Raw genomic sequence first — 19,005 nt, forward strand, 5'->3', positions numbered from 1 at the left:
AAATCATGCCATGGGTGTGCCAATATTCTTGCATAATCAGCCATCATCATTGAATTAGCTAAACAACTATTGCCATACATTAGGATATGAAAAAATCAAATATCAGCCGCCGTTCCTTTATTGAACAACTATCATTGGGTACAGCTTCTATATTTATGGCTGGTCCGCTTGGGTTATATGGAAATGAACCCCGGCCCGATCGTATCCTTGGTGTTGCGCTCGTTGGACTTGGCCGATATAGCACCCGGCAATTGGGCCCGGCGTTGAAAGAAACAAAATGGTGCAAGCTAACCGGGGTAGTTACCGGTTCAAAAGAAAAAGGCGAACAATGGGCTAAGGATTATGGATTTCCTGCGCAGCATATTTATAGTTATGATACCATGGCCCGGATGGCCGATAACAAAGACATCGATATTGTATATGTGGTTACGCCAAATGGGTTGCATGCCGAACATGCCATAGCAGCAGCCAAAGCCGGCAAACATGTTATTTGCGAAAAGCCAATGGCCAATACGGTAGAAGAATGTGATCAGATCATTGCGGCCTGCAAAGCGGCCAAAGTAAAATTATCAATGGGGTACAGGTTGCATTTCGATCCCTATCATAAAGAACTCATGCGCCTGGCAAAAGAAAAAGATTTTGGCGCTTTTACCAGCATGACCGGCGACCGTGGTTTTGTTATGCAAAACAAAGTATGGCGGGCCGATAAAAAACTGGCGGGCGGCGGGCCGTTGATGGACCTGGGTATTTATGTAATTCACGGCGCTTGCATGGCGGCCAATTGCGTGGCGCCTGTTGTAGTTACCGCTCAATTTCTCCCTAAAACAAAACCCGACATGTTCACCGACGTAGAAGAAGGCATTAGCTGGACGATGGAATTTGCGAATGGCGGCGCCTGCACAGCAAAAACAAGTTACCAGCACAGCGCCGATAAATTCCGCGCAGAAGGGCCCAAAGGTTGGATCGATTTTAAAGAACATGCTTTTACTTACCGGGGAATGGTGGTAGAAACCAGTCGCGGACCGATAAACTATAAACCGCCCAACCAGCAGGCATTGCAAATGGATGATTTTGCCAATTGTATTCTAACTAACCGGCAATCAGTAGTATCGGGCGAACTGGGCCGTCGCGACCTGGTGATCATTGAAGCGATTTACAAAGCTGCCGCCACCGGAAAACGGGTTGAGGTGAAAGCATAAGAAAAGAGTGTTCTTTATAAGATCCTGGAAAATAAACAGCAGGCTACCTACTCTTCCCAAAATGGACTATCTTAGTATTGAATTTAAACCAACCAGGTAGTCCACTATGCTTCCATGGAAGACGATCATACAGATGCAAAAAGATTGTGATACGCCCGTCTATTTGCAAATAGCCAATTCCGTTATACACGAAATGCGCAAAGGCCGGGTTGGGCCCGGGTTAAAACTGCCCGGCACCCGCCAGATGGCCGAAATACTGGAAGTACATCGCAAAACGATCGTCAGAGCGTATGAAGAACTGGACGCACAGGGCTGGATAGAAATGCACCCTTCCAAAGGCACTTTTACCAGTAAGGAATTACCTGAGATCAATGGGCGGCATTTTACAAAAAATCACAATCAAAACGCTTTTCCAAAAACAACAGGTTACCATGTTAAGGTAAATACCGGCATTCGTACGCCCGTATTGCCTTTGCGGCATATTATGGGTTTTCACGATGGGCCCGATATGCGATTGATCCCCTCCGATGAATTGGGCAGGGCTTACAAAAGTGTTTTGTCGAGAAATACCTACCTGAAATTTATGTCGTACGTTGAAACGCCGGGCGTACAAAAGTTCAGGGCTACGTTATCAGAATACCTCAATGCCAGCAGGGGCCTGCAAACTACTTTTGAAAATATTATTGTTACACGAGGTAGTCAGATGGCGTTGTACTTATTGTCGATTGTTTTATTTGCAAAAGGCGATACCATTATAGTAGGAGATACAAATTATTATTATGCCGATCATGTTTTTCTGCTGGCGGGCATGAAACTGGCGCGGATTAAAGTAGATGAATACGGCATTGATGTAGATGCCATTGAAAAGCTTTGCCGCAAAAAGAAGATCAAAGCGTTGTATATAACATCGCATCACCATTACCCTACCACCGTAACTCTTTCGGCGGCACGCCGCATCAAACTACTATCACTGGCCGAAAAATATGGTTTTATCATTATTGAAGATGACTACGATTACGACTTTCATTATTTAAGTAGTCCCATGTTACCCCTGGTGAGTGCCGATACCAAAGGCATGGTTGTATATATTGGTACGCTCAGCAAAACCATTGCGCCGGCCATACGTACGGGGTATATTATTGCGCCGGAAAATCTTATCCTGGAATTGATGCGGGTCCGGCAACTGATCGACACACAAGGCGACCCTATTATGGAATTAGCGTTGATTGAAATGTTTGAAGAAGGTCATATTAAAAGACACATGAAAAAAGCGTTGCTGGCTTATCATAAACGCAGGGATTTTTTATGTGGTTTATTGAATGAAAAACTGGGCGACATTATCGATTTTAAAACACCGGATGGCGGCCTGGCCATTTGGGCGAAATTTCATAAATCCATTCCGTTACCCCCACTCACAGAAAAATTAAAAGCGAAAGGCCTCATTCTCTCGAATGGTTTGATCCATAACACTTCATCTGTTTCAATGAATGCCACCCGTATGGGATTCGGGTGGATGAATGAAGAAGAAGCAGCACAGGCCGTTGATTTACTGGCCCAAACCATCCGCTCAAAATAAAAAGAGCCGTTTCTCGTTAATAGTGCCGATTTATACAATTTCATGTTGATTGATCTTATCAACTTTGTCCTGACGTGATGGTTGGGATAACATACAGTTCATTTACTGTTGCTCCATTAAACCGGACTACCTGGAATATAAAAACCGGACACCTTAATAGTCCAAATACCTTTTACCTTTACGTCCGATTATTTAAAGTTTAAAAGTTTTAGCCATGAAAAAGTTGTTTATCATGTTCTCAGCCCTGTTGCTTAGTTTCAGTTTAATTGCCCGTGATCCTGGTCCGGGTGAAATTGACGAAAAACTGATCAAAACGTTCACCACCAGTTTTCCGAAAGCTGAGCGGGTTCATTGGTATGAATTACCTAAAGCCTGGGTGGTAAATTTTGTCGCAGAAGGCGTTCGTTCGCGTATTGTGTACCTGAAAGACGGTAGAATAACCGAATTTACCCGGTATTATACTGAGGCGAACCTTCCTTTCCTCATCCGTTCGAAAATCAAAAACACTTATCCAAAGAAAAATATCTTTGGCGTTGTTGAAGTTACTTTGATCTCAGAAACCGGCGCCTCCAGAGTGGAGTATTTTGTAAAGCTGGAAGATGAAAAAAGCTGGATGACCGTTAAATCGGATAACGAAGGCAATTTGAACATAGAAGAAAAATATAAAAAGGCGCAGTAAGAAAAGCTGAATTCAGTAACCAGGTCCTGAAAAGCTGAAGGGTTGAAAATTATTCTTTCAACCCTTCAGCATTATATTTTATAACAAACCTTTTTTTCCTACATACGCTCCGTTTCTAAAACAAATCATACGTCGGGTATCCTGACACTTTACTCAAACCTGCTTCTATAGCGCTTTTCATCGTCCAGCCGCAACCATCGTTGGAAGGGTTATTGTTAACGATCACTGAATAACTTAAACCATTTCCCAACTCTACAAGGAAAGACCTGGTTCCGTCAAAACAACCATTATGATTTTGCAGGCTGCCTGATACGATCCAGCCGCATCCGTAACCATTATTCAAAGCCGTACCGGTAACCATGGTAGTGTGCGTAGGCGTTGTAAGCACATCGCTGGGAATGGAAGCACCGTCTACCCGGTTCAGGAATTTTAAGAGATCGATCGGGCGGGCAACCCAACCGCCAAAACCGGCCCACAATTGCAGGTTCATTTTATCCATCGGCACATAGGTAGCTTCACCGGCCTTTGCATTTCCTGATGCAGCACCTACATACATAGTATTTCCAATACCGCATTTGGTTAACACGCTGCTACGGATATAATTTTCGTATGATTGTCCGCTTACCTGTTCAATGATCCGCGCCAGAATGAAGAAGTTGGTGTTGGAATAAATATACTTGTCAGAAGTATCGGTTGTAATGAGGTCTGATGCATTGAGCAGTACATTCATAGCATCATCAGCCGTTTTATTCTGGTCCCAGAAAACTGATTCACCATTACAGCTACGCAAACCCGAAGTATGCGTTAACAACTGGCGAACGGTTATCTTGTTTAACTTTTCTTTTCCGGCAGGGGTAGCATACTTTGAACCCAGGATGCTGTTGGGACCAAACACCGGTTTATCCAATGAGATTTTATGCTGGTCCATCAACGTCATTACACCTACTGAAGTCACCGGTTTTGATATGCTCATGATACGTAGCGGTTGATCGGGCGACATCTCTTCGCCGCTGGCCGCATCAGCATAACCATACCCTTTCGCAAATACCAGTCTTCCATTTTTACAAATAGCGATCGATAAGCCTTTTACACTTTGGCTGCTCATGTATTGATTAACAGCCTCATCAATGGCAGCAATGTCAGACCCTTTCATATTGGTGTTGGTCCAAATGGCATTGTACTCACAACTATTGCCCGATGAATATGCATTTACATATGTAGGTTTATATCCCTGGTAGTACATGTTGTCAAACACATACTGGTAATTGCCATTGCTGACGCCATGCCTTGCTGCCCATAACGGACTTGCTATTTTTTCCCAAATAGCAGCATACAGGTTAGTGCCATTTTTTGTATAGCCGCTTACCGTTTTCAACGCATACCCCTGCTTGGTATAATCGTTAAACGCCTGCTGGTATTGGCTTGCGGTAAGATTATGCCGCGCTACATACGCATTGCCGGCGCTCTTCTCCCATATGCCTGCAAAATATTCTATGTTGTTCACCACATACCCTGATACATGTAACAACCGGTATCCCTGCTTAGAGAAATCGTCAAATGCTTTCTGGTATTGGGCCGCTGTTAAATTGTGCCGGGCAGCCCATGCAGCTCCGGAAGTTTTTTGCCAGATGGCGGCAAACTTGGCCTGGCTGCCTACGCCATACCCCGATACATGTGTAAGCCGGAATCCTTTTTTTGTAAAATCATCAAAGGCTGCCTGATAATCCTGGCTCGATAAACCATGGCGCGCAGCCCATTCCGGACCAGCCTTCTTCTCCCATAAAGCAATATATCGCTCTTGTCCGCTGCAAGTGTAACCACTCACCGTAGAAAGCCTGTAACCATCCTTTACGTAATCATCGAACGCAGCCTGGTATTGTGCAGGACTTAAATTATGCCGCGATACCCATGCCTGCGAAAATGTAATTTGCAAAGACAAAAAGAAACTAAAAAGAACGAGTAAACCTGTTTGCAAAAATGATTTCATTGTAAGCCTTTTAAAGTGTTTTAATAATTTGATACAAAAAGATCCCTGTAGGCCATTGTACAATAGCCGGTAATCCTTTTATTAAAAATGTTTGATTGCTAATAATCGGCGAACCTTACTGATGCGGAAAGATCAGTTGCTCTGATCTGAATTCATAAAGCGGAGTAACTATCGATGCTGCAAAATCGAATGCAAATGTACTTGCTCATTACAGCGAAATCAATACCACAATAGTGGTAAGTTTAAATTCTTTGACGAAAATCAAGTTGAGGCTTGTTCAAACAGTAAGTGTTACACTAAGTGGGTATACCGTAAGGCTTTTACTTTTTTGAAAAATAGGGTACATGGTCCCGGCTAACTGTTTCCTTCTGCTGCCAGTAAGCAAGAGTAACCACATGACCATTAGATGTTTTTATTGATCTTCCAAAAATAGCATTGGTGGGATTGAATGTAACATCGGTAACACCTATGGTATAGGTAGCAGGCGGCGGTGTTGCAACTTCAACAGTTGCGTCGGTAGTGGTAGCCGAAGTTGCTGCAGGTGAAGCCTTCGGTGGTGGGGAAGCTACTACCACTACGGTATATTTATTGAACTCCAGTAATGGTTTTAAAAAATCAACCCGTTGTTGCGACGCATTCTTTTCTACTATGGCGCATTTAACACCATCCAGTTCTTCAAACTCATGATTTTTATTGATTGCCATAACGAATGAATAAATTCCAAAATACAAATTACCAGTTCCATATAAAGGCAGGTTGCGAATTCCAGCCCTATCAAAATCCAAAACTCAACGAATGAATGTAATCATATACATACCCTGCCAGTCCTGTAACTATAATACCCACAATACAAATGACCATGGCTAATTTGGCATAAGCAGGTATGATTAACCGTTCAATAGGCTGTTCATTGGCATCCATGAAGATCGCCTTCACAATTCGCAGGTAATAATAAAAAGAGATGATCATGTTCAATGCCGCAATGGTGATCAACACATAATTACCTTTTCCTGCGCCCGACATTAACAGGAAGAACTTCCCAAAGAACCCTGCAGTGGGCGGAACACCTGCCAGTGAAAACAATGCGATCGTAAGCACCCAGGATAATACCGGGTTGGTTTTATAAAAACCTTTATAATCGCTCACCTGTTCCCTGCCCGTTACAGCGCTTACCAATGCCACTACACCGAAAGCCGCCAGGTTGGAGAAAACATAAATAAGTACAAAATAAACAACCGATGCTGTTGCCAGCTGCGAGCTTCCGGTTATCCCAACTAAAATAAAACCGATCTGCGCAATGGAAGAAAAGGCCAAAAATCGTTTAATATTATTCTGCCTTATCGCAAACAGATTGCCGATCAAAATGGTTAGCACCGATAATACAAATAACATGTTGTACCAGGTTGCGGCCATTGGTTTAAACACCGTGTATAAAACAGAAACAAATGCAAACAACACCGAACCTTTTGAGATCACCGATAACCAGGAGGTAACCGCTACCGGTGCGCCTTCATATACATCGGCCGTCCATAAATGAAAAGGCACAACAGATATTTTAAAGGCAAAACCAGACAATAGTAACACAAAAGCAAATACCTGTAAAGATCCACCGGTAATATGACCAGCCATTTCACTGAACGTGAGCGTACCGGTTGCGCCATATACCAGCGAAATACCAAACAACAATAATCCCGATGCAAATGCCGATGACATTATAAACTTCATAGCTGCCTCTGAAGATCTCCTTTTACCCAGATCGAAGTTGGCCATCGCAGCCAGCGGAATACTTGATAATTCCAATCCTATATAAAACATCAGGAGGTTACCGGCTGAGATCATAAAGAACATGCCCAACAGCGTGCACAACAACAAAATGTAAAACTCCGGAACGTGATCATGCTTTTTTAGCCAGTCGGCTGATTGCAGAGACACGATCAGCGTACCCAGGCTCAAAATATTTTTTTCCAGTACGATCAAGGGATTGGTGAGAAACATTTCATTAAATAACATGCCTTGCTGATTGCCCACAAATCCTGCAGCCAGGTTCAGCAGCAGCAATCCGTTGGCGAGGTTCAGTATTTTTTCGTTAGAAATGTCTGTTCCAATTTTCAACAGTAACAGGATAAAGATGATCACCGTAATGATCAGTTCCTGTTTCATGAGTATAATAAAGTCGATCAACATAGTTTATTGCATATTGTCTACTGTCTCGTTGCCTTGCTGCCTCGTTGCCTTTATGCCCCGGCTTTCCTTTCACGTATCACGATTGCCATTCCCTATTGCTTAATAAGTTCCGTAAGCCAGAAAGGCGCAATACCAATAGCCAGTATTCCAATTATTAAAATAGCAGCCGCTGCCTTCTCATTCCAGCCGGCATCAGTCAGGGTATTACCCAATGATGACCCACTATCCGTTACTTGCAAAGGCCCCATGATCACTTTACCCATGGCTCTTAAGATGTATACGGCCGTTACTACAATAGACGCACAGGCTAGTATAGTTGCAATGCGGTACAAGGCTTCTGCATTTTGCCAAGCGCCCATGAAGACCGTTACTTCTGCCACAAAACCACTTAACCCTGGCAATCCCAACGAACACAGACCGGCTATTACAAATACTGTAGCAATGAACGGCATCACTTTCAATAAGCCACCCAATTGAGCTACCTGCCGCGTATGCGTTCTATCGTACAACATGCCAATGGCGGCAAAGAAAAGAGCCGTCATCAATCCATGCGATACCATTTGCATTACCGCTCCCATAATAGCCGTTTTGGTTAACATGCCTATGCCCAATAACACAAACCCGCAATGGCTAACAGAAGAATAAGCATTGATGTATTTCAAATCGGTTTGCATCATGGTAGCGAAAGCACCGTAAATGATGGCAATGGTGGCGAGCATGATGATGATCCATGAATAAGCTTGTGCTGCTTCAGGCATTAATAACGTTGCCACCCGCAAACATCCGTAACCACCCAGCTTCATGGATATGCCTGCCAAAAACATCGATGCAGCGGTAGGCGCCGATGAGTGTCCATCAGGCACCCAGGTGTGAAATGGAAATAAAGCGGTAAAAACACCAAAACCAACAAAGGCAAAGGGGAAGAAGATCTTTTGCACCTCTACCGGTATATGCAATTGCGCGATCTGTAACAGATCAAATGTATGTTCGCCTGCGACAGTTTGAGTATTGAAATAAATGCCGGCCAAAGCAACAAAAACCAATGCGCTGCCGCCCATCAACATCAGGGCCAGTTTCATAGCGCTGTATTCTTTTCGTCCGCTGCCCCAGATACCAATGAGCAGGAATTTGGGAATAACCGCCACTTCCAGGAAAAAGAAAAGTGTGAATAGATCGAGCGATATAAAAAAGCCATAGGCGCCCATGCTTAAGAGCGTCAGCAGAAAGAAAAATTCTTTATTCAGCTTTTCCATCGACCACGAAACCAATATTCCTGCAATGGTCACAAAGGCGGTCAACAGGATCATGGCAATGGAAATACCATCGGCGCCAATATGGTAATGAATGTTGAGCGGCGTAAACCAAACATAATCTTCTTCAAACAACATAAGCGCCTGATCGCCGGCGGCACGTTGTTGCCAATAAGCAACAAGCAGTATAAAAGCATAGATCAATTGCACAACCGCGCCACTTAACGCTACCACGCGTACCTGCCGCAAGCCATTACACAATAACAGTGCTATGGCTGTGATAAGTGGTAGTATTATGAGTATCGATAACGACATATTTATGTTTACTGGTTTATTTTTATGTTGCTTACTAATGCTTCCCTTTATACCTCTTGCCTCGTTGCCTTTATGCCTTTAATAAATAGATAAACACCCCCGCCAAGGCTACAATTCCCCCAAAAAAATATATGGCATAAGATTGCACACTGCCCGACTGTAATGCTTTTATCTGCTCTGAAATACGGGTAGTTGTTAACCCCAGCCAATTCATACATCCATCAACAATATACTTGTCTATCCAGGCGGCGGGTTTTGCTATGCCGTTAAATATGATCTTTTTAGTGACGAACAGGTACAGTTCATCAAAATAGAATTTCTGCCTGGCCGCCCGGTACAACCCACCCCATGCAGCCGCGAGTTTTTGCGGTCGCTGATTTTCTTTATAATAAAGTATGTACGCCAGCATAATACCGGCAATGGCCATGGCAACAGGTGCAATGGAGAAACTTATTGGAATGGCAATTTCTTCTCCCTGCCCGTTGAATGATACATAATGTGAGAAAGGAATAAACCCAACCATTATCGCCGCCACCGCTAAGAATATTAATGGCAGTTTCATACTAACAGTACCTTCGCCATGTTCATTACTACTATGACCATGTGCAGGCGGTTTGTTCCAGAAAATACAGAAATACAAGCGGAACATATAAAAGGCGGTAATGCCGGATGTGATTAATGCTATGTAATAAATGAAACGATTATTTTCCCAGGCCGTCATCAAAATTTCTTCCTTACTAAAAAAACCGGCCAAAGGTGGTATGCCGGCTATGGCCATACAAGCAATCAAAAATGTAATATGCGTCAATGGCATGAACTTTCGCACACCACCCATATTGCTCATTTCGTTGGTATGAATAAAATGGATAACCGCACCTGCGCCCAGGAACAACAATGATTTAAAGAAAGCATGGGTAAACAAATGAAAGAGCGATGCACTGTAACCGCTATTGGTAGCTGTTCCAAACGCAGGCACACCCAATACAAACAGCATGTAGCCTATCTGTGAAATAGTAGAATAAGCCAGCACCCGTTTGATGTCCGTTTGTGTGCAGGCAATAATGGCGGCGAGAAAAGCTGAGACAGCGCCTATCCATGTAATTATCTGCAATACAGACAAATCAATTAAATACACCGGATATAATCGGGCTACCAGGTACACACCGGCCACCACCATGGTAGCTGCATGGATCAATGCCGATACCGGTGTAGGCCCTTCCATGGCATCGGGCAACCAGATATGCAGCGGGAACATGGCCGACTTGCCCGCGCCGCCAATAAATACCAGAGTTAGCGCCCAACTCAGCACGGGGAAACCCAGGAAAGTAGTCCCGGCAATTTGCGACCATGGCGTCGAATTTGTATCTGTTAATCTTTGTATCAATGTACCAAAATCGAGCGTGCCGCTATAAAATGCGAGAATCAATATCCCGATCAAAAATCCCAGATCAGCAAAACGGGTAACAATAAATGCTTTTTTAGCTGCCGCCACAGCAGTCGGTCTATCGTAATAAAAACCGATGAGTAAGAAAGAAGATACACCTACCAGTTCCCAAAAAATATAGATCTGCAATATATTGGTAGAAAGTACCAAACCAAGCATCGAAAATGTAAACAATGCAAGAAAGGCATAATAGATGGCGAACCGGTTTTCACCTTTCATGTAACCAAGACTAAACACATGCACCATCAGGGAAACAAAAGTTACCACAACCAGCATCATTACCGAAGCGGGATCGAGCAGGATGCCCATATCGATAGACAAGCCGGGCGAGAATTGCAACCAGGTATATTGTAATGCTGTGACCGGCTGGTACACGCCGTTTATTTTTCCGCTTATAAAAAAATAATTATACGCGGTGTAGCATGCCAGCACAGTTACGACCACTAAGATCAGCGTACCCAATATGCCCGCCGACCTGGCAAAATGTTTCTGCCCAAACAGGCCTAAGATCACGAAGCCTGCCAGTGGCAGTAATGGTATGAGTGCTATATAAGTAGAGTAATCCATATGGTAAATGGTCAATATTCTACATTCAATATTTCATTTCCTGTGTTTCTTCCACATCAATCGATCTGTGGTTTCTGTACAGATTAATGATTATCGCAATAGCCACGGCTGCTTCAGCAGCGGCAACAGTTATAATAAACAGGGAAAAGAAAACGCCATTCAGCTTATCAGGGTACAGGTATTTGTTGAAAGCAACGAAGTTGATGTTCACGCTGTTTAGGATCAGCTCAATAGACATGAGCATGGTGATCAGGTTGCGCCGGGTGAACAGTCCGTACATGCCAATGAAAAACAGGGCAGTGCTAACAAACAGGATATGTGTTAATGGAATGCTGCTCATGTTGTTTTTTCCTCCACCTGCAGGTCTTTTGATTCAGTGATTAATTTACCTGATCCATTTGTGCCAATGGGTGGTATATGCTTTTGCACAGTTTTCCCTTTGGGAACTGTTTTCATGGCAATGACAATACAACCGATCATTGCTGCCAGCAACAACATACTTACTACTTCAAAAGGCAACACAAAACCATATTGCCTGGTGTCGAGCATTTGCTCGCCAATGGCCGACACAGGTACCGTAAATGGTTTTGCCGGAATCGCTGGTGTAAAACCATATTCATAGATAATGCGATACGAAAAAGCAAAGCCAAACAGCACGGCCAGTAAAGAAAAAAGAATGCGTTTCAATGGAGGCTTTGGCATTTCACTGCCCGATTGCTGCGTTAGAAAAATAGAGAAGATGATCAGTACTACTACACCGCCTACATATACTATAATTTGAACGGCCGCCACAAATTCTACCTGCATCCAGAAATACCAGGCTGCCACGCCAACCAGGCTAAACAACAACCAGATGGCGGAACGGAATATCTTTTGGGTAGTTACTGCCAAAACAGCCGTTCCCAGCACAAAGGCTGAAATAAGATAGAATATGATTTGAGATGCAGTCATAAATTTCAAAACTCAAATTTCAAGATCCAGGGAAAAAATCCAAATCACAAAACCCAGGCTCCAAATGAAAACCACAAACACCTGTTGGTTACCGGATCCCGGCTTTGGAGTTTGTCGCTCTGTGTTCTGCCTTTGCTTGCAGCTTGTAGCTGTATTTCACTTTCTCTGTTCTTTATTTATCATTCCTAATTCTTAATCTCTCTGCCTTTCCTTCAACTTCGCCATTGAATATTCAACATTCGATACCTGCCTGCCGGCAGGCAGGTTCAATATTCATTCTACCCCTGCCCTTAGCTTCGATCCCGGTTGATTTAATTTTTTCAACAACTTATTTCTATCGTACACACTATGTTCAAAAGTTTGCGCCATTTTTATGGCACTGGTCGGGCAAGCCTCTACACATAAATTACACATGGTACATAGCTCAAGGTGATACACAAATGTGTCCAGCGCCTTTTTCTTCTTGCCTTCGGGCGTAGTATCAAATTTTGTAATGATCTTGATGGTCGCATTCGGGCAAGCCAGTTCACAAGCCGTGCATCCTGTGCAGGCATGTTCGTTATTGTCATCGTGCGACATCACCACTTCACCCCGGAAGCGTTCGGGCAATTTCATTTGCGCCCGGTTATCGGGATACTGCTGTGTAATGATCTCTTTGGGCCGGATAAAATAATGGCCCGTTGTTTTCATTCCCTTCAGCAGGGATGATACTGCCCGATACACATCCGAGATATATTCTTTTATAAACATGTTATAGTTTTTACAGGCATCAGAAATGCCAGCCCATAATTGCGATCAACGTTATCAGCAACAGGTTGAACATGCTGATGGGCAACAAATATTTCCATTCAAGGCTCAGCAATTGATCAACCCGCAGCCGGGGGAAAGTCCACCGGAACCACATGATCAAAAAGATCAGGAAAAATGTTTTACCCAGGAACCATACCGAAGAGGGGATATAATCCATAATATGATTAAAGCCCTCCCAATGACCGATGTGCAATGGCATCCACCCACCTAAAAATAAAGTGGCGCCAATAGCGCATACAATAAATATGTTGATGTATTCAGCCAGGAAAAACAGCGCGAACTTCATTCCCGAATACTCTGTATGAAAACCCGCTGTTAATTCCGATTCTGCTTCAGCGAGGTCGAATGGAGCGCGATTGGTTTCTGCCGTTACAGCAATAATAAAAATCACAAAAGCGATGACAGCAGGAATATGGCCACGAAATAGCCACCAACCGGTTTGTTGCGAGGCAATGATATCCGAGATCTGTAAACTACCTGCAAGTACTACAATAGAAATGATCGATAATCCGGCCGACAGTTCATAACTGACTATCTGTGCGCCGCTGCGCATGGCGCCCAGCAAAGAGTATTTGTTATTACTGGCCCAGCCAGCCATCAAAATGCCGATCACAGAAACAGATGAAACCGCCGACACATACAGCACGCCAATATTAATATCCCAAATTTGAAAGCCTTTGGCAAATGCAATAGGTGCAAGTATCAACATTGCCGCGATCATCACTATAAAAGGGGCGAGATTAAAAAGGAATTTATCAGCGCCATTGGGAGTGAGCCCTTCTTTCATCATCAGCTTCAGGGTATCGGCAGCAGTTTGTAACATACCTCTGGGCCCTACCCTGTTTGGCCCTAACCTGATCTGCATGCGGGCCGCTACTTTACGTTCCATCAGCACCAATACCAAACCCAGTACAGCAAATAACCCGATCGCCAATAGCATGACAATGGTGCATTCCAGTATCAATGCCATGGTTGGGTTGAACGTGCTGTACAACCATTGTTGAATTGAGTTTGTTATGTGTTCCAGGCTGAACATCGTTAATAAGAGTTAAATTCGTTCTTCCCCATTTTCATTTCTCATTTTTCATTCTTCATTTCTTATTTCTCATTTCACACTCATCTATCTATATCCGGTATCACTAAATCCAACGTTCCCATTATCGCCATCAAATCACCTATTTTACTGCCTCTGCTGATATGGTCCAAGGCCGACAAATTCGAAAAACCCGGTGATCTGAATTTTATCCGGTACGGCGTAGTGCCGCCTTCACTAACTATGTACACACCCAGTTCGCCGCGGGCAGTTTCTACCCGGGAATAAAACTCGCCCTTGGGCAATTTCAAGACGGCTTTTGTTTTTGCCTGAAATTCGCCGTCGGGAATATTATCGATCAATTGCTCAACGATCCGAATTGATTGCCTCATTTCTTTTATCCTTACCAGGTAACGGGCATAACTATCGCCGCCTGTTTCAATGATCTCATCAAACGACACTTTATCATACACTTCATACGGATATAGTTTCCTGATATCGCATGGCACACCACTTCCCCTGCCAACCGGCCCGGTACAACCAAAGGAGATAGCATCTTCTTTTGTTAATACGCCAACCCCTTTGGTGCGGTTTTGAAAAATAATATTGCCGGTCACCAGGTCATCGTATTCATCAATCTTATTATTGAAAAGCTGAATGAAATCCTTCACTCGTTTTTGAAAATTCGGATGTATATCATACATCACCCCGCCCGGCACCATATAGTTCATGGTTAAACGGGCACCGCAGGTTTCTTCCATTATATCGTTAATGGTTTCCCGTTCGCGAAAGGCATAAAAAAACGGCGTAAAAGCGCCGAGGTCCATTGCCATTGCTCCCCACCACAATTCATGTGAGGCAATGCGGGTCAATTCATCCATCAGCACGCGGATCACCCGGGCACGCGGTGGTATTTCCAGTTGCAACCCTTTTTCAACACAAAGCGCGCAGGCATGGTTGTTAATATGGGCCGACAAATAATCCATGCGGCTGGTAACATAAATGAATTGCCGGTAGCTGAGGCTTTCGCACATTTTTTCAATGCTGCGATGTATATAACCTAAATGCGGTTCAATTTTTTGAATGGTTTCTCCCTGCAGTGTGATCACCAGGTGCAACACACCATGCGTTGCCGGGTGTTGCGGACCTACATTAATTACCAGCTCACCGCCATCGGCAGCGCCCCCTAAATCCCCCCCGGCGGAGAGAATTGTATGACCAGAATTAATTATTTGCGTTTCTCTATACAAATTCCAATGTTTACAACTTTATCATATTTACGGGGTCATCAAAATCTTTTCGCAACGGGTGCCCCTCAAAATCGTCGGCCAAAACCAATCGCCGCAGATCGGGGTGATGCAGGAACCGCACACCAAACAGATCAAACACTTCCCGCTCATGAAATTCAGCCGTTCTCCAAAGATCCGATACGGTTTCTATTTCAGGGTTGTTACGGTCGAGCTTTACTTTCACAACAATGGTGTGCCGGAAAACAGTAGACGAAAAATGATACACCATTGTTAATACCCCTCCTCCGCCAGCTGGCGGCGAGTTGGAGGGGGCCTGCGTTTTTCCCGCAGCCGTCTGCGCCCAATCGATACAAGTGAGGCAAAACAAATAATCCATGTTCAGCAAATCATTCCGTAACCATTGCGCAAAAGGTTTCCATTCAGTCGCTTCAACCTGTACGTTCAACCATTCGCCGGTTTCATCAAAAACAGCGTTCGGCTGAAAATTTGTTATATGTTCTTTTAATTCTTCTTTCGTCATGACAATTGCTTTTCTGCCCGTATTTGTTCACGGGTCAATCCGCTCTTTATTTTTTGTTGTAAAGTGATCAATGCATGCAATAAAGCTTCCGGCCGGGGCGGGCAACCGGGAATGTACACATCAACCGGTATCACATGATCAGCGCCTTTTACAACTGAATACGTATTATAGAAGAAGGGACCGCCGCTGATGGCACATGCGCCCATGGCGATCACATATTTTGGATCGGCCATTTGATCGTACAGGCGTTTAAGCACCGGGGCCATTTTATTTACAATGGTGCCGGCGATGATGATCACATCGGCCTGCCGGGGTGTAGCCCGGGCCACTTCAAAACCAAAGCGGGAGAAATCGTATTTCGAAGAAGCTACCGACATCATTTCAATACCGCAGCAACTGGTAGCAAAGGTGAGCGGCCATAAAGAGTTGGAGCGCGCCCAATTAATGATATCATTAAATGAGCTTACGATGACGCCACCCCCGGGCAGGTCATGCACCTGTCCGGGGAATTGCTCGTTCCCCTGGGATGCGGTTTCTATCTCATTATTTATGTTGTTCTCCATATTGATAACCAGTCTTATTCTCTCCGCCAGCGGAGAGTTAGAGGGGGCCTACATCCATTTTAATGCGCCTTTCTTGTGTGCGTATAAAAAACCGGTAAATAATATAAAAAAGAAAATGGCGATCTCAACAAGCGCCATTAGTCCAACCTTTTTAACAACAACAGCCCAGGGATACACGAAGATCAGTTCCACATCAAAGATCAGGAACAACAGGGCAAACAGGTAATAGCCAACATTAAACTGATTCCATGGAGAGCCTTCAGAAGGAATGCCACATTCATAGGGTTCACCTTTTTGCGCATTCACCGATCCCCTTACCAAAAATTTTGATACGAGTATGCCGCCGGCCGAGAATAGAATGGCAGCGATGGTTAATACAAGGAGCGAGACTGGTCCCATATGGCGAATTTGAAATTATTTGGAATCGGCTGCTGATTCTAAATTTAGCATTTTTATTTCAATTGCAACATTTTATGCCGGATTTATGGGGAGGCCTAACGGTTTCAAATTCTATGGGCGGTGAGAAATTGCATAATTCATTAACAAAAGTGGCAACTTACTGGAAATATAAAGCATGCACTGGTTTTGGAACGGCCAGAACTGGTAAGAAGAAAATTCTCTACATATAGAAAATGGACAAATTTGTTTTATTCTCTTTCGCCATTACATGATAAGGGTTTAAAACATCATAACTTCAAATCTCTCACAACAATAATACTAATATAATTAGTACATACCACCCGCCTCCCCGCTTCTTGACAATAATCAAGTTCACCTCACGCTCACGGCAATCCCATTATATAAGGTGTGGTAATTTTTTCGCAAAAAAACTTTTTTTTAAAAAATCCCACAACCTTGTCACGTTTCGAAGCTCCATTTTGTTTTATTAACACAAAACGATTTAAAACATAAAATAAATACAAAATGGAACAGAGAATTGCATTTACCGACGTAACAAAAGGTTTATTCGATGGATTGTTTAAAACAGAAATGTACCTTAAAAAATCAGGGATAGATCCTAAACTGCAGGAACTGATCAAATACCGCGTTTCGCAAATAAACGGCTGTGCTTATTGTTTAGACATGCATCATAAAGAGGCCATTGCCCTGGGCGAAACCGAACAGCGCCTGTATTCCCTGACAGCCTGGAAAGAATGTCCTTATTACAGTGACAAAGAAAGAGCCGTACTGGCCTATGCAGAGGCTGTAACCAATTTACATCAACACGGCATTACAGATGCATTATTTGAAACGCTTACCCAATACTTTTCAAAAGCAGAGATAGCCGATCTTACCATGGCCATTGCCAATATCAATAGCTGGAACCGGCTCAATATTTCATTCAGAACGGTACCCGGTAATTATAAAGTGGGACAATTTAACTAATCACTTAATAACACCTCATTTACAAAACCACCCAGAAAATAGTAAATGGCTATCCTCATCCTGGATAGCCATTTTACGCAAAAACCGAAATCGATCAGCCGTGGATTACAATGAGCTTTTTTAAGTAGCTTCATATAAAATAAATTGCCATGACAACGAATCAGATTGCCAACCGCCTGGTTGAACTTTGCCGCAAAGGCGAATTTGAAACAGCCCAGAAAGAGCTATTTGCCGAAGATGTTATTAGCATAGAACCGTATGCTACAGATGCATTCAAAAAAGAAACAAAAGGACTTCCTGCGATCATTGAAAAGGGAGAAAAGTTTCAGCGCATGGTAGACACGATGCACAAACTGGAAGTATCGGATCCTATGGTAGCCGATAATTCATTTGCCTGCACCATGCACATGGATGTTACCATGAAGGACAAGCAACACTGGGATATGACCGAACTTTGCGCCTACCAGGTAAAAGATGGGAAGATCGTGTCGGAACAGTTTTATGTTTAATTTGAAAGAAGACCTGTCAGGCCATTATTCGGATGGTAATCACCCGATATTCAGACCTGACAGGTTTTTATTTAATAGTATAATATAAGATCACCACGCCCGAACTGAATGCTTCTATCTTATACAATTCCAGGTCAAGCATACCGGGCAACTCTTTAAATACCGGTTTACCACAACCGATCACCACAGGATGCACCCACATCCGGAACTCATCAACCAAACCGAGCTTTGTTAACGCCGCTACTATTTTCCCGCTTCCATATATGATCATATCCTTTCCCCGCCGGTGCTTCAATTCAGCTACCTCTTCGCCAATATCCCTTTTGGCCAGCCTGGCATTATTCCAGGTAACGGTTGACATGGTTTTGGAAAAAACCACTTTAGGATAACTGTTCAACATAGAGGCAAAATCCAGGTCTTCCCGTGGCCGGATCGCATTAACCGGGTTCGAGTTCCAGTATTGCGCCATGCCTCTGTAGGTAATGCCACCGAGTAAAATAGTATCTGCCTTGCTGAGTTGTTCTGCCGTTGCCCGCGCCATCTCTTCATTCCAACTCTTAAAATGCCAGTCCAGTTCACAATGCTCACCGGCCATAAAACCATCCAGCGTCACATTCATGGATACAATTACTTTTCGCATTTTGCACTGTTTATCGTTGATACAAATTTACCGACGGTTATTAGGTTTGACAGAGTGTGAAAATGACTTCCTGGCGGGTTGTTCGCGACTTTATAGTTTCTTACCTTTATTTGAAAGAAGGCAACGAACCAGCAAGGCATAA

General features: G+C 43.6%; 19 protein-coding genes. 5 read left to right on the forward strand and 14 right to left on the reverse strand.

Features of this window, described 5'->3' with window-relative positions; genetic code table 11:
* Positions 1–86: 86 nt before the first annotated feature.
* From FAM09_RS03255 to FAM09_RS03265, 3 genes are all read left to right on the forward strand, one after another.
* Positions 87–1,199, forward strand: coding sequence for a Gfo/Idh/MocA family protein (locus tag FAM09_RS03255; RefSeq protein ID WP_136575636.1), 1,113 nt, complete (start codon positions 87–89; stop codon positions 1,197–1,199).
* A 106-nt stretch (positions 1,200–1,305) separates the two neighbouring features.
* Positions 1,306–2,775, forward strand: coding sequence for an aminotransferase-like domain-containing protein (locus FAM09_RS03260; protein ID WP_136575637.1), 1,470 nt, complete (start codon positions 1,306–1,308; stop codon positions 2,773–2,775).
* A gap of 214 nt (positions 2,776–2,989) precedes the next feature.
* Complete coding sequence (locus FAM09_RS03265) at positions 2,990–3,454, forward strand: hypothetical protein (RefSeq protein ID WP_136575638.1); 465 nt, start codon at positions 2,990–2,992, stop codon at positions 3,452–3,454.
* Positions 3,455–3,569: 115 nt separating this feature from the next.
* Here the strand turns inward: FAM09_RS03265 and FAM09_RS03270 are convergent, their stop codons facing one another.
* The 13 genes from FAM09_RS03270 to FAM09_RS03330 all read right to left on the reverse strand — a co-directional run bounded on the left by FAM09_RS03270 (position 3,570) and on the right by FAM09_RS03330 (position 16,727).
* On the reverse strand, positions 3,570–5,441 hold the full coding sequence (locus tag FAM09_RS03270; RefSeq protein ID WP_136575639.1) for a serine hydrolase: 1,872 nt from the start codon (positions 5,439–5,441) through the stop codon (positions 3,570–3,572).
* Positions 5,442–5,761: 320 nt separating this feature from the next.
* On the reverse strand, positions 5,762–6,145 hold the full coding sequence (locus tag FAM09_RS03275; protein WP_136575640.1) for a hypothetical protein: 384 nt from the start codon (positions 6,143–6,145) through the stop codon (positions 5,762–5,764).
* A gap of 70 nt (positions 6,146–6,215) precedes the next feature.
* Positions 6,216–7,625: an NADH-quinone oxidoreductase subunit N gene (locus FAM09_RS03280; RefSeq protein ID WP_243751576.1), complete on the reverse strand. Its 1,410-nt coding sequence runs from the start codon at positions 7,623–7,625 to the stop codon at positions 6,216–6,218.
* A 92-nt stretch (positions 7,626–7,717) separates the two neighbouring features.
* Positions 7,718–9,190 carry a complex I subunit 4 family protein gene (locus tag FAM09_RS03285; RefSeq protein ID WP_136575641.1) on the reverse strand — a complete coding sequence of 491 codons (1,473 nt, stop codon included), beginning with the start codon at positions 9,188–9,190 and terminating at the stop codon, positions 7,718–7,720.
* A gap of 70 nt (positions 9,191–9,260) precedes the next feature.
* Entirely contained in the window at positions 9,261–11,201 is a 1,941-nt protein-coding gene (gene nuoL, locus FAM09_RS03290; RefSeq protein WP_136575642.1) for an NADH-quinone oxidoreductase subunit L, read from the reverse strand.
* A 25-nt stretch (positions 11,202–11,226) separates the two neighbouring features.
* Positions 11,227–11,541 carry an NADH-quinone oxidoreductase subunit NuoK gene (gene nuoK, locus FAM09_RS03295; protein WP_136575643.1) on the reverse strand — a complete coding sequence of 105 codons (315 nt, stop codon included), beginning with the start codon at positions 11,539–11,541 and terminating at the stop codon, positions 11,227–11,229.
* Complete coding sequence (locus tag FAM09_RS03300; RefSeq protein WP_136575644.1) at positions 11,538–12,152, reverse strand: NADH-quinone oxidoreductase subunit J family protein; 615 nt, start codon at positions 12,150–12,152, stop codon at positions 11,538–11,540. The genes nuoK and FAM09_RS03300 overlap by 4 nt, the downstream gene beginning before the upstream one ends.
* 273 nt (positions 12,153–12,425) lie before the next feature.
* Positions 12,426–12,902, reverse strand: coding sequence for a 4Fe-4S binding protein (locus FAM09_RS03305; protein ID WP_136575645.1), 477 nt, complete (start codon positions 12,900–12,902; stop codon positions 12,426–12,428).
* Between the two features lie 19 nt (positions 12,903–12,921).
* On the reverse strand, positions 12,922–13,998 hold the full coding sequence (nuoH, locus tag FAM09_RS03310; RefSeq protein WP_136575646.1) for an NADH-quinone oxidoreductase subunit NuoH: 1,077 nt from the start codon (positions 13,996–13,998) through the stop codon (positions 12,922–12,924).
* Positions 13,999–14,078: 80 nt separating this feature from the next.
* Positions 14,079–15,245 carry an NADH-quinone oxidoreductase subunit D gene (locus tag FAM09_RS03315; protein WP_243751577.1) on the reverse strand — a complete coding sequence of 389 codons (1,167 nt, stop codon included), beginning with the start codon at positions 15,243–15,245 and terminating at the stop codon, positions 14,079–14,081.
* Positions 15,246–15,255: 10 nt separating this feature from the next.
* Positions 15,256–15,765, reverse strand: coding sequence for an NADH-quinone oxidoreductase subunit C (locus FAM09_RS03320; RefSeq protein ID WP_136575647.1), 510 nt, complete (start codon positions 15,763–15,765; stop codon positions 15,256–15,258).
* Complete coding sequence (locus FAM09_RS03325; RefSeq protein WP_136575648.1) at positions 15,762–16,328, reverse strand: NADH-quinone oxidoreductase subunit B; 567 nt, start codon at positions 16,326–16,328, stop codon at positions 15,762–15,764. The genes FAM09_RS03320 and FAM09_RS03325 overlap by 4 nt, the downstream gene beginning before the upstream one ends.
* Positions 16,329–16,376: 48 nt before the next feature.
* Positions 16,377–16,727: an NADH-quinone oxidoreductase subunit A gene (locus tag FAM09_RS03330; protein WP_136575649.1), complete on the reverse strand. Its 351-nt coding sequence runs from the start codon at positions 16,725–16,727 to the stop codon at positions 16,377–16,379.
* 525 nt (positions 16,728–17,252) lie between these two features.
* Between FAM09_RS03330 and FAM09_RS03335 the strand changes: the two genes are divergently transcribed.
* Complete coding sequence (locus tag FAM09_RS03335; protein ID WP_136575650.1) at positions 17,253–17,714, forward strand: carboxymuconolactone decarboxylase family protein; 462 nt, start codon at positions 17,253–17,255, stop codon at positions 17,712–17,714.
* A 149-nt stretch (positions 17,715–17,863) separates the two neighbouring features.
* A complete protein-coding gene (locus tag FAM09_RS03340) occupies positions 17,864–18,223 on the forward strand; it encodes a nuclear transport factor 2 family protein (RefSeq protein WP_136575651.1) in 360 nt (119 codons plus the stop codon).
* Positions 18,224–18,290: 67 nt separating this feature from the next.
* Here the strand turns inward: FAM09_RS03340 and FAM09_RS03345 are convergent, their stop codons facing one another.
* Positions 18,291–18,863 (reverse strand): dihydrofolate reductase family protein, encoded by a 573-nt coding sequence (locus FAM09_RS03345; RefSeq protein ID WP_136575652.1) that lies wholly within the window; start codon positions 18,861–18,863, stop codon positions 18,291–18,293.
* Positions 18,864–19,005: the final 142 nt, after the last annotated feature.

Source organism: Niastella caeni (assembly GCF_004834005.1).
GTDB classification, from domain to species: Bacteria; Bacteroidota; Bacteroidia; order Chitinophagales; family Chitinophagaceae; genus Niastella; species Niastella caeni.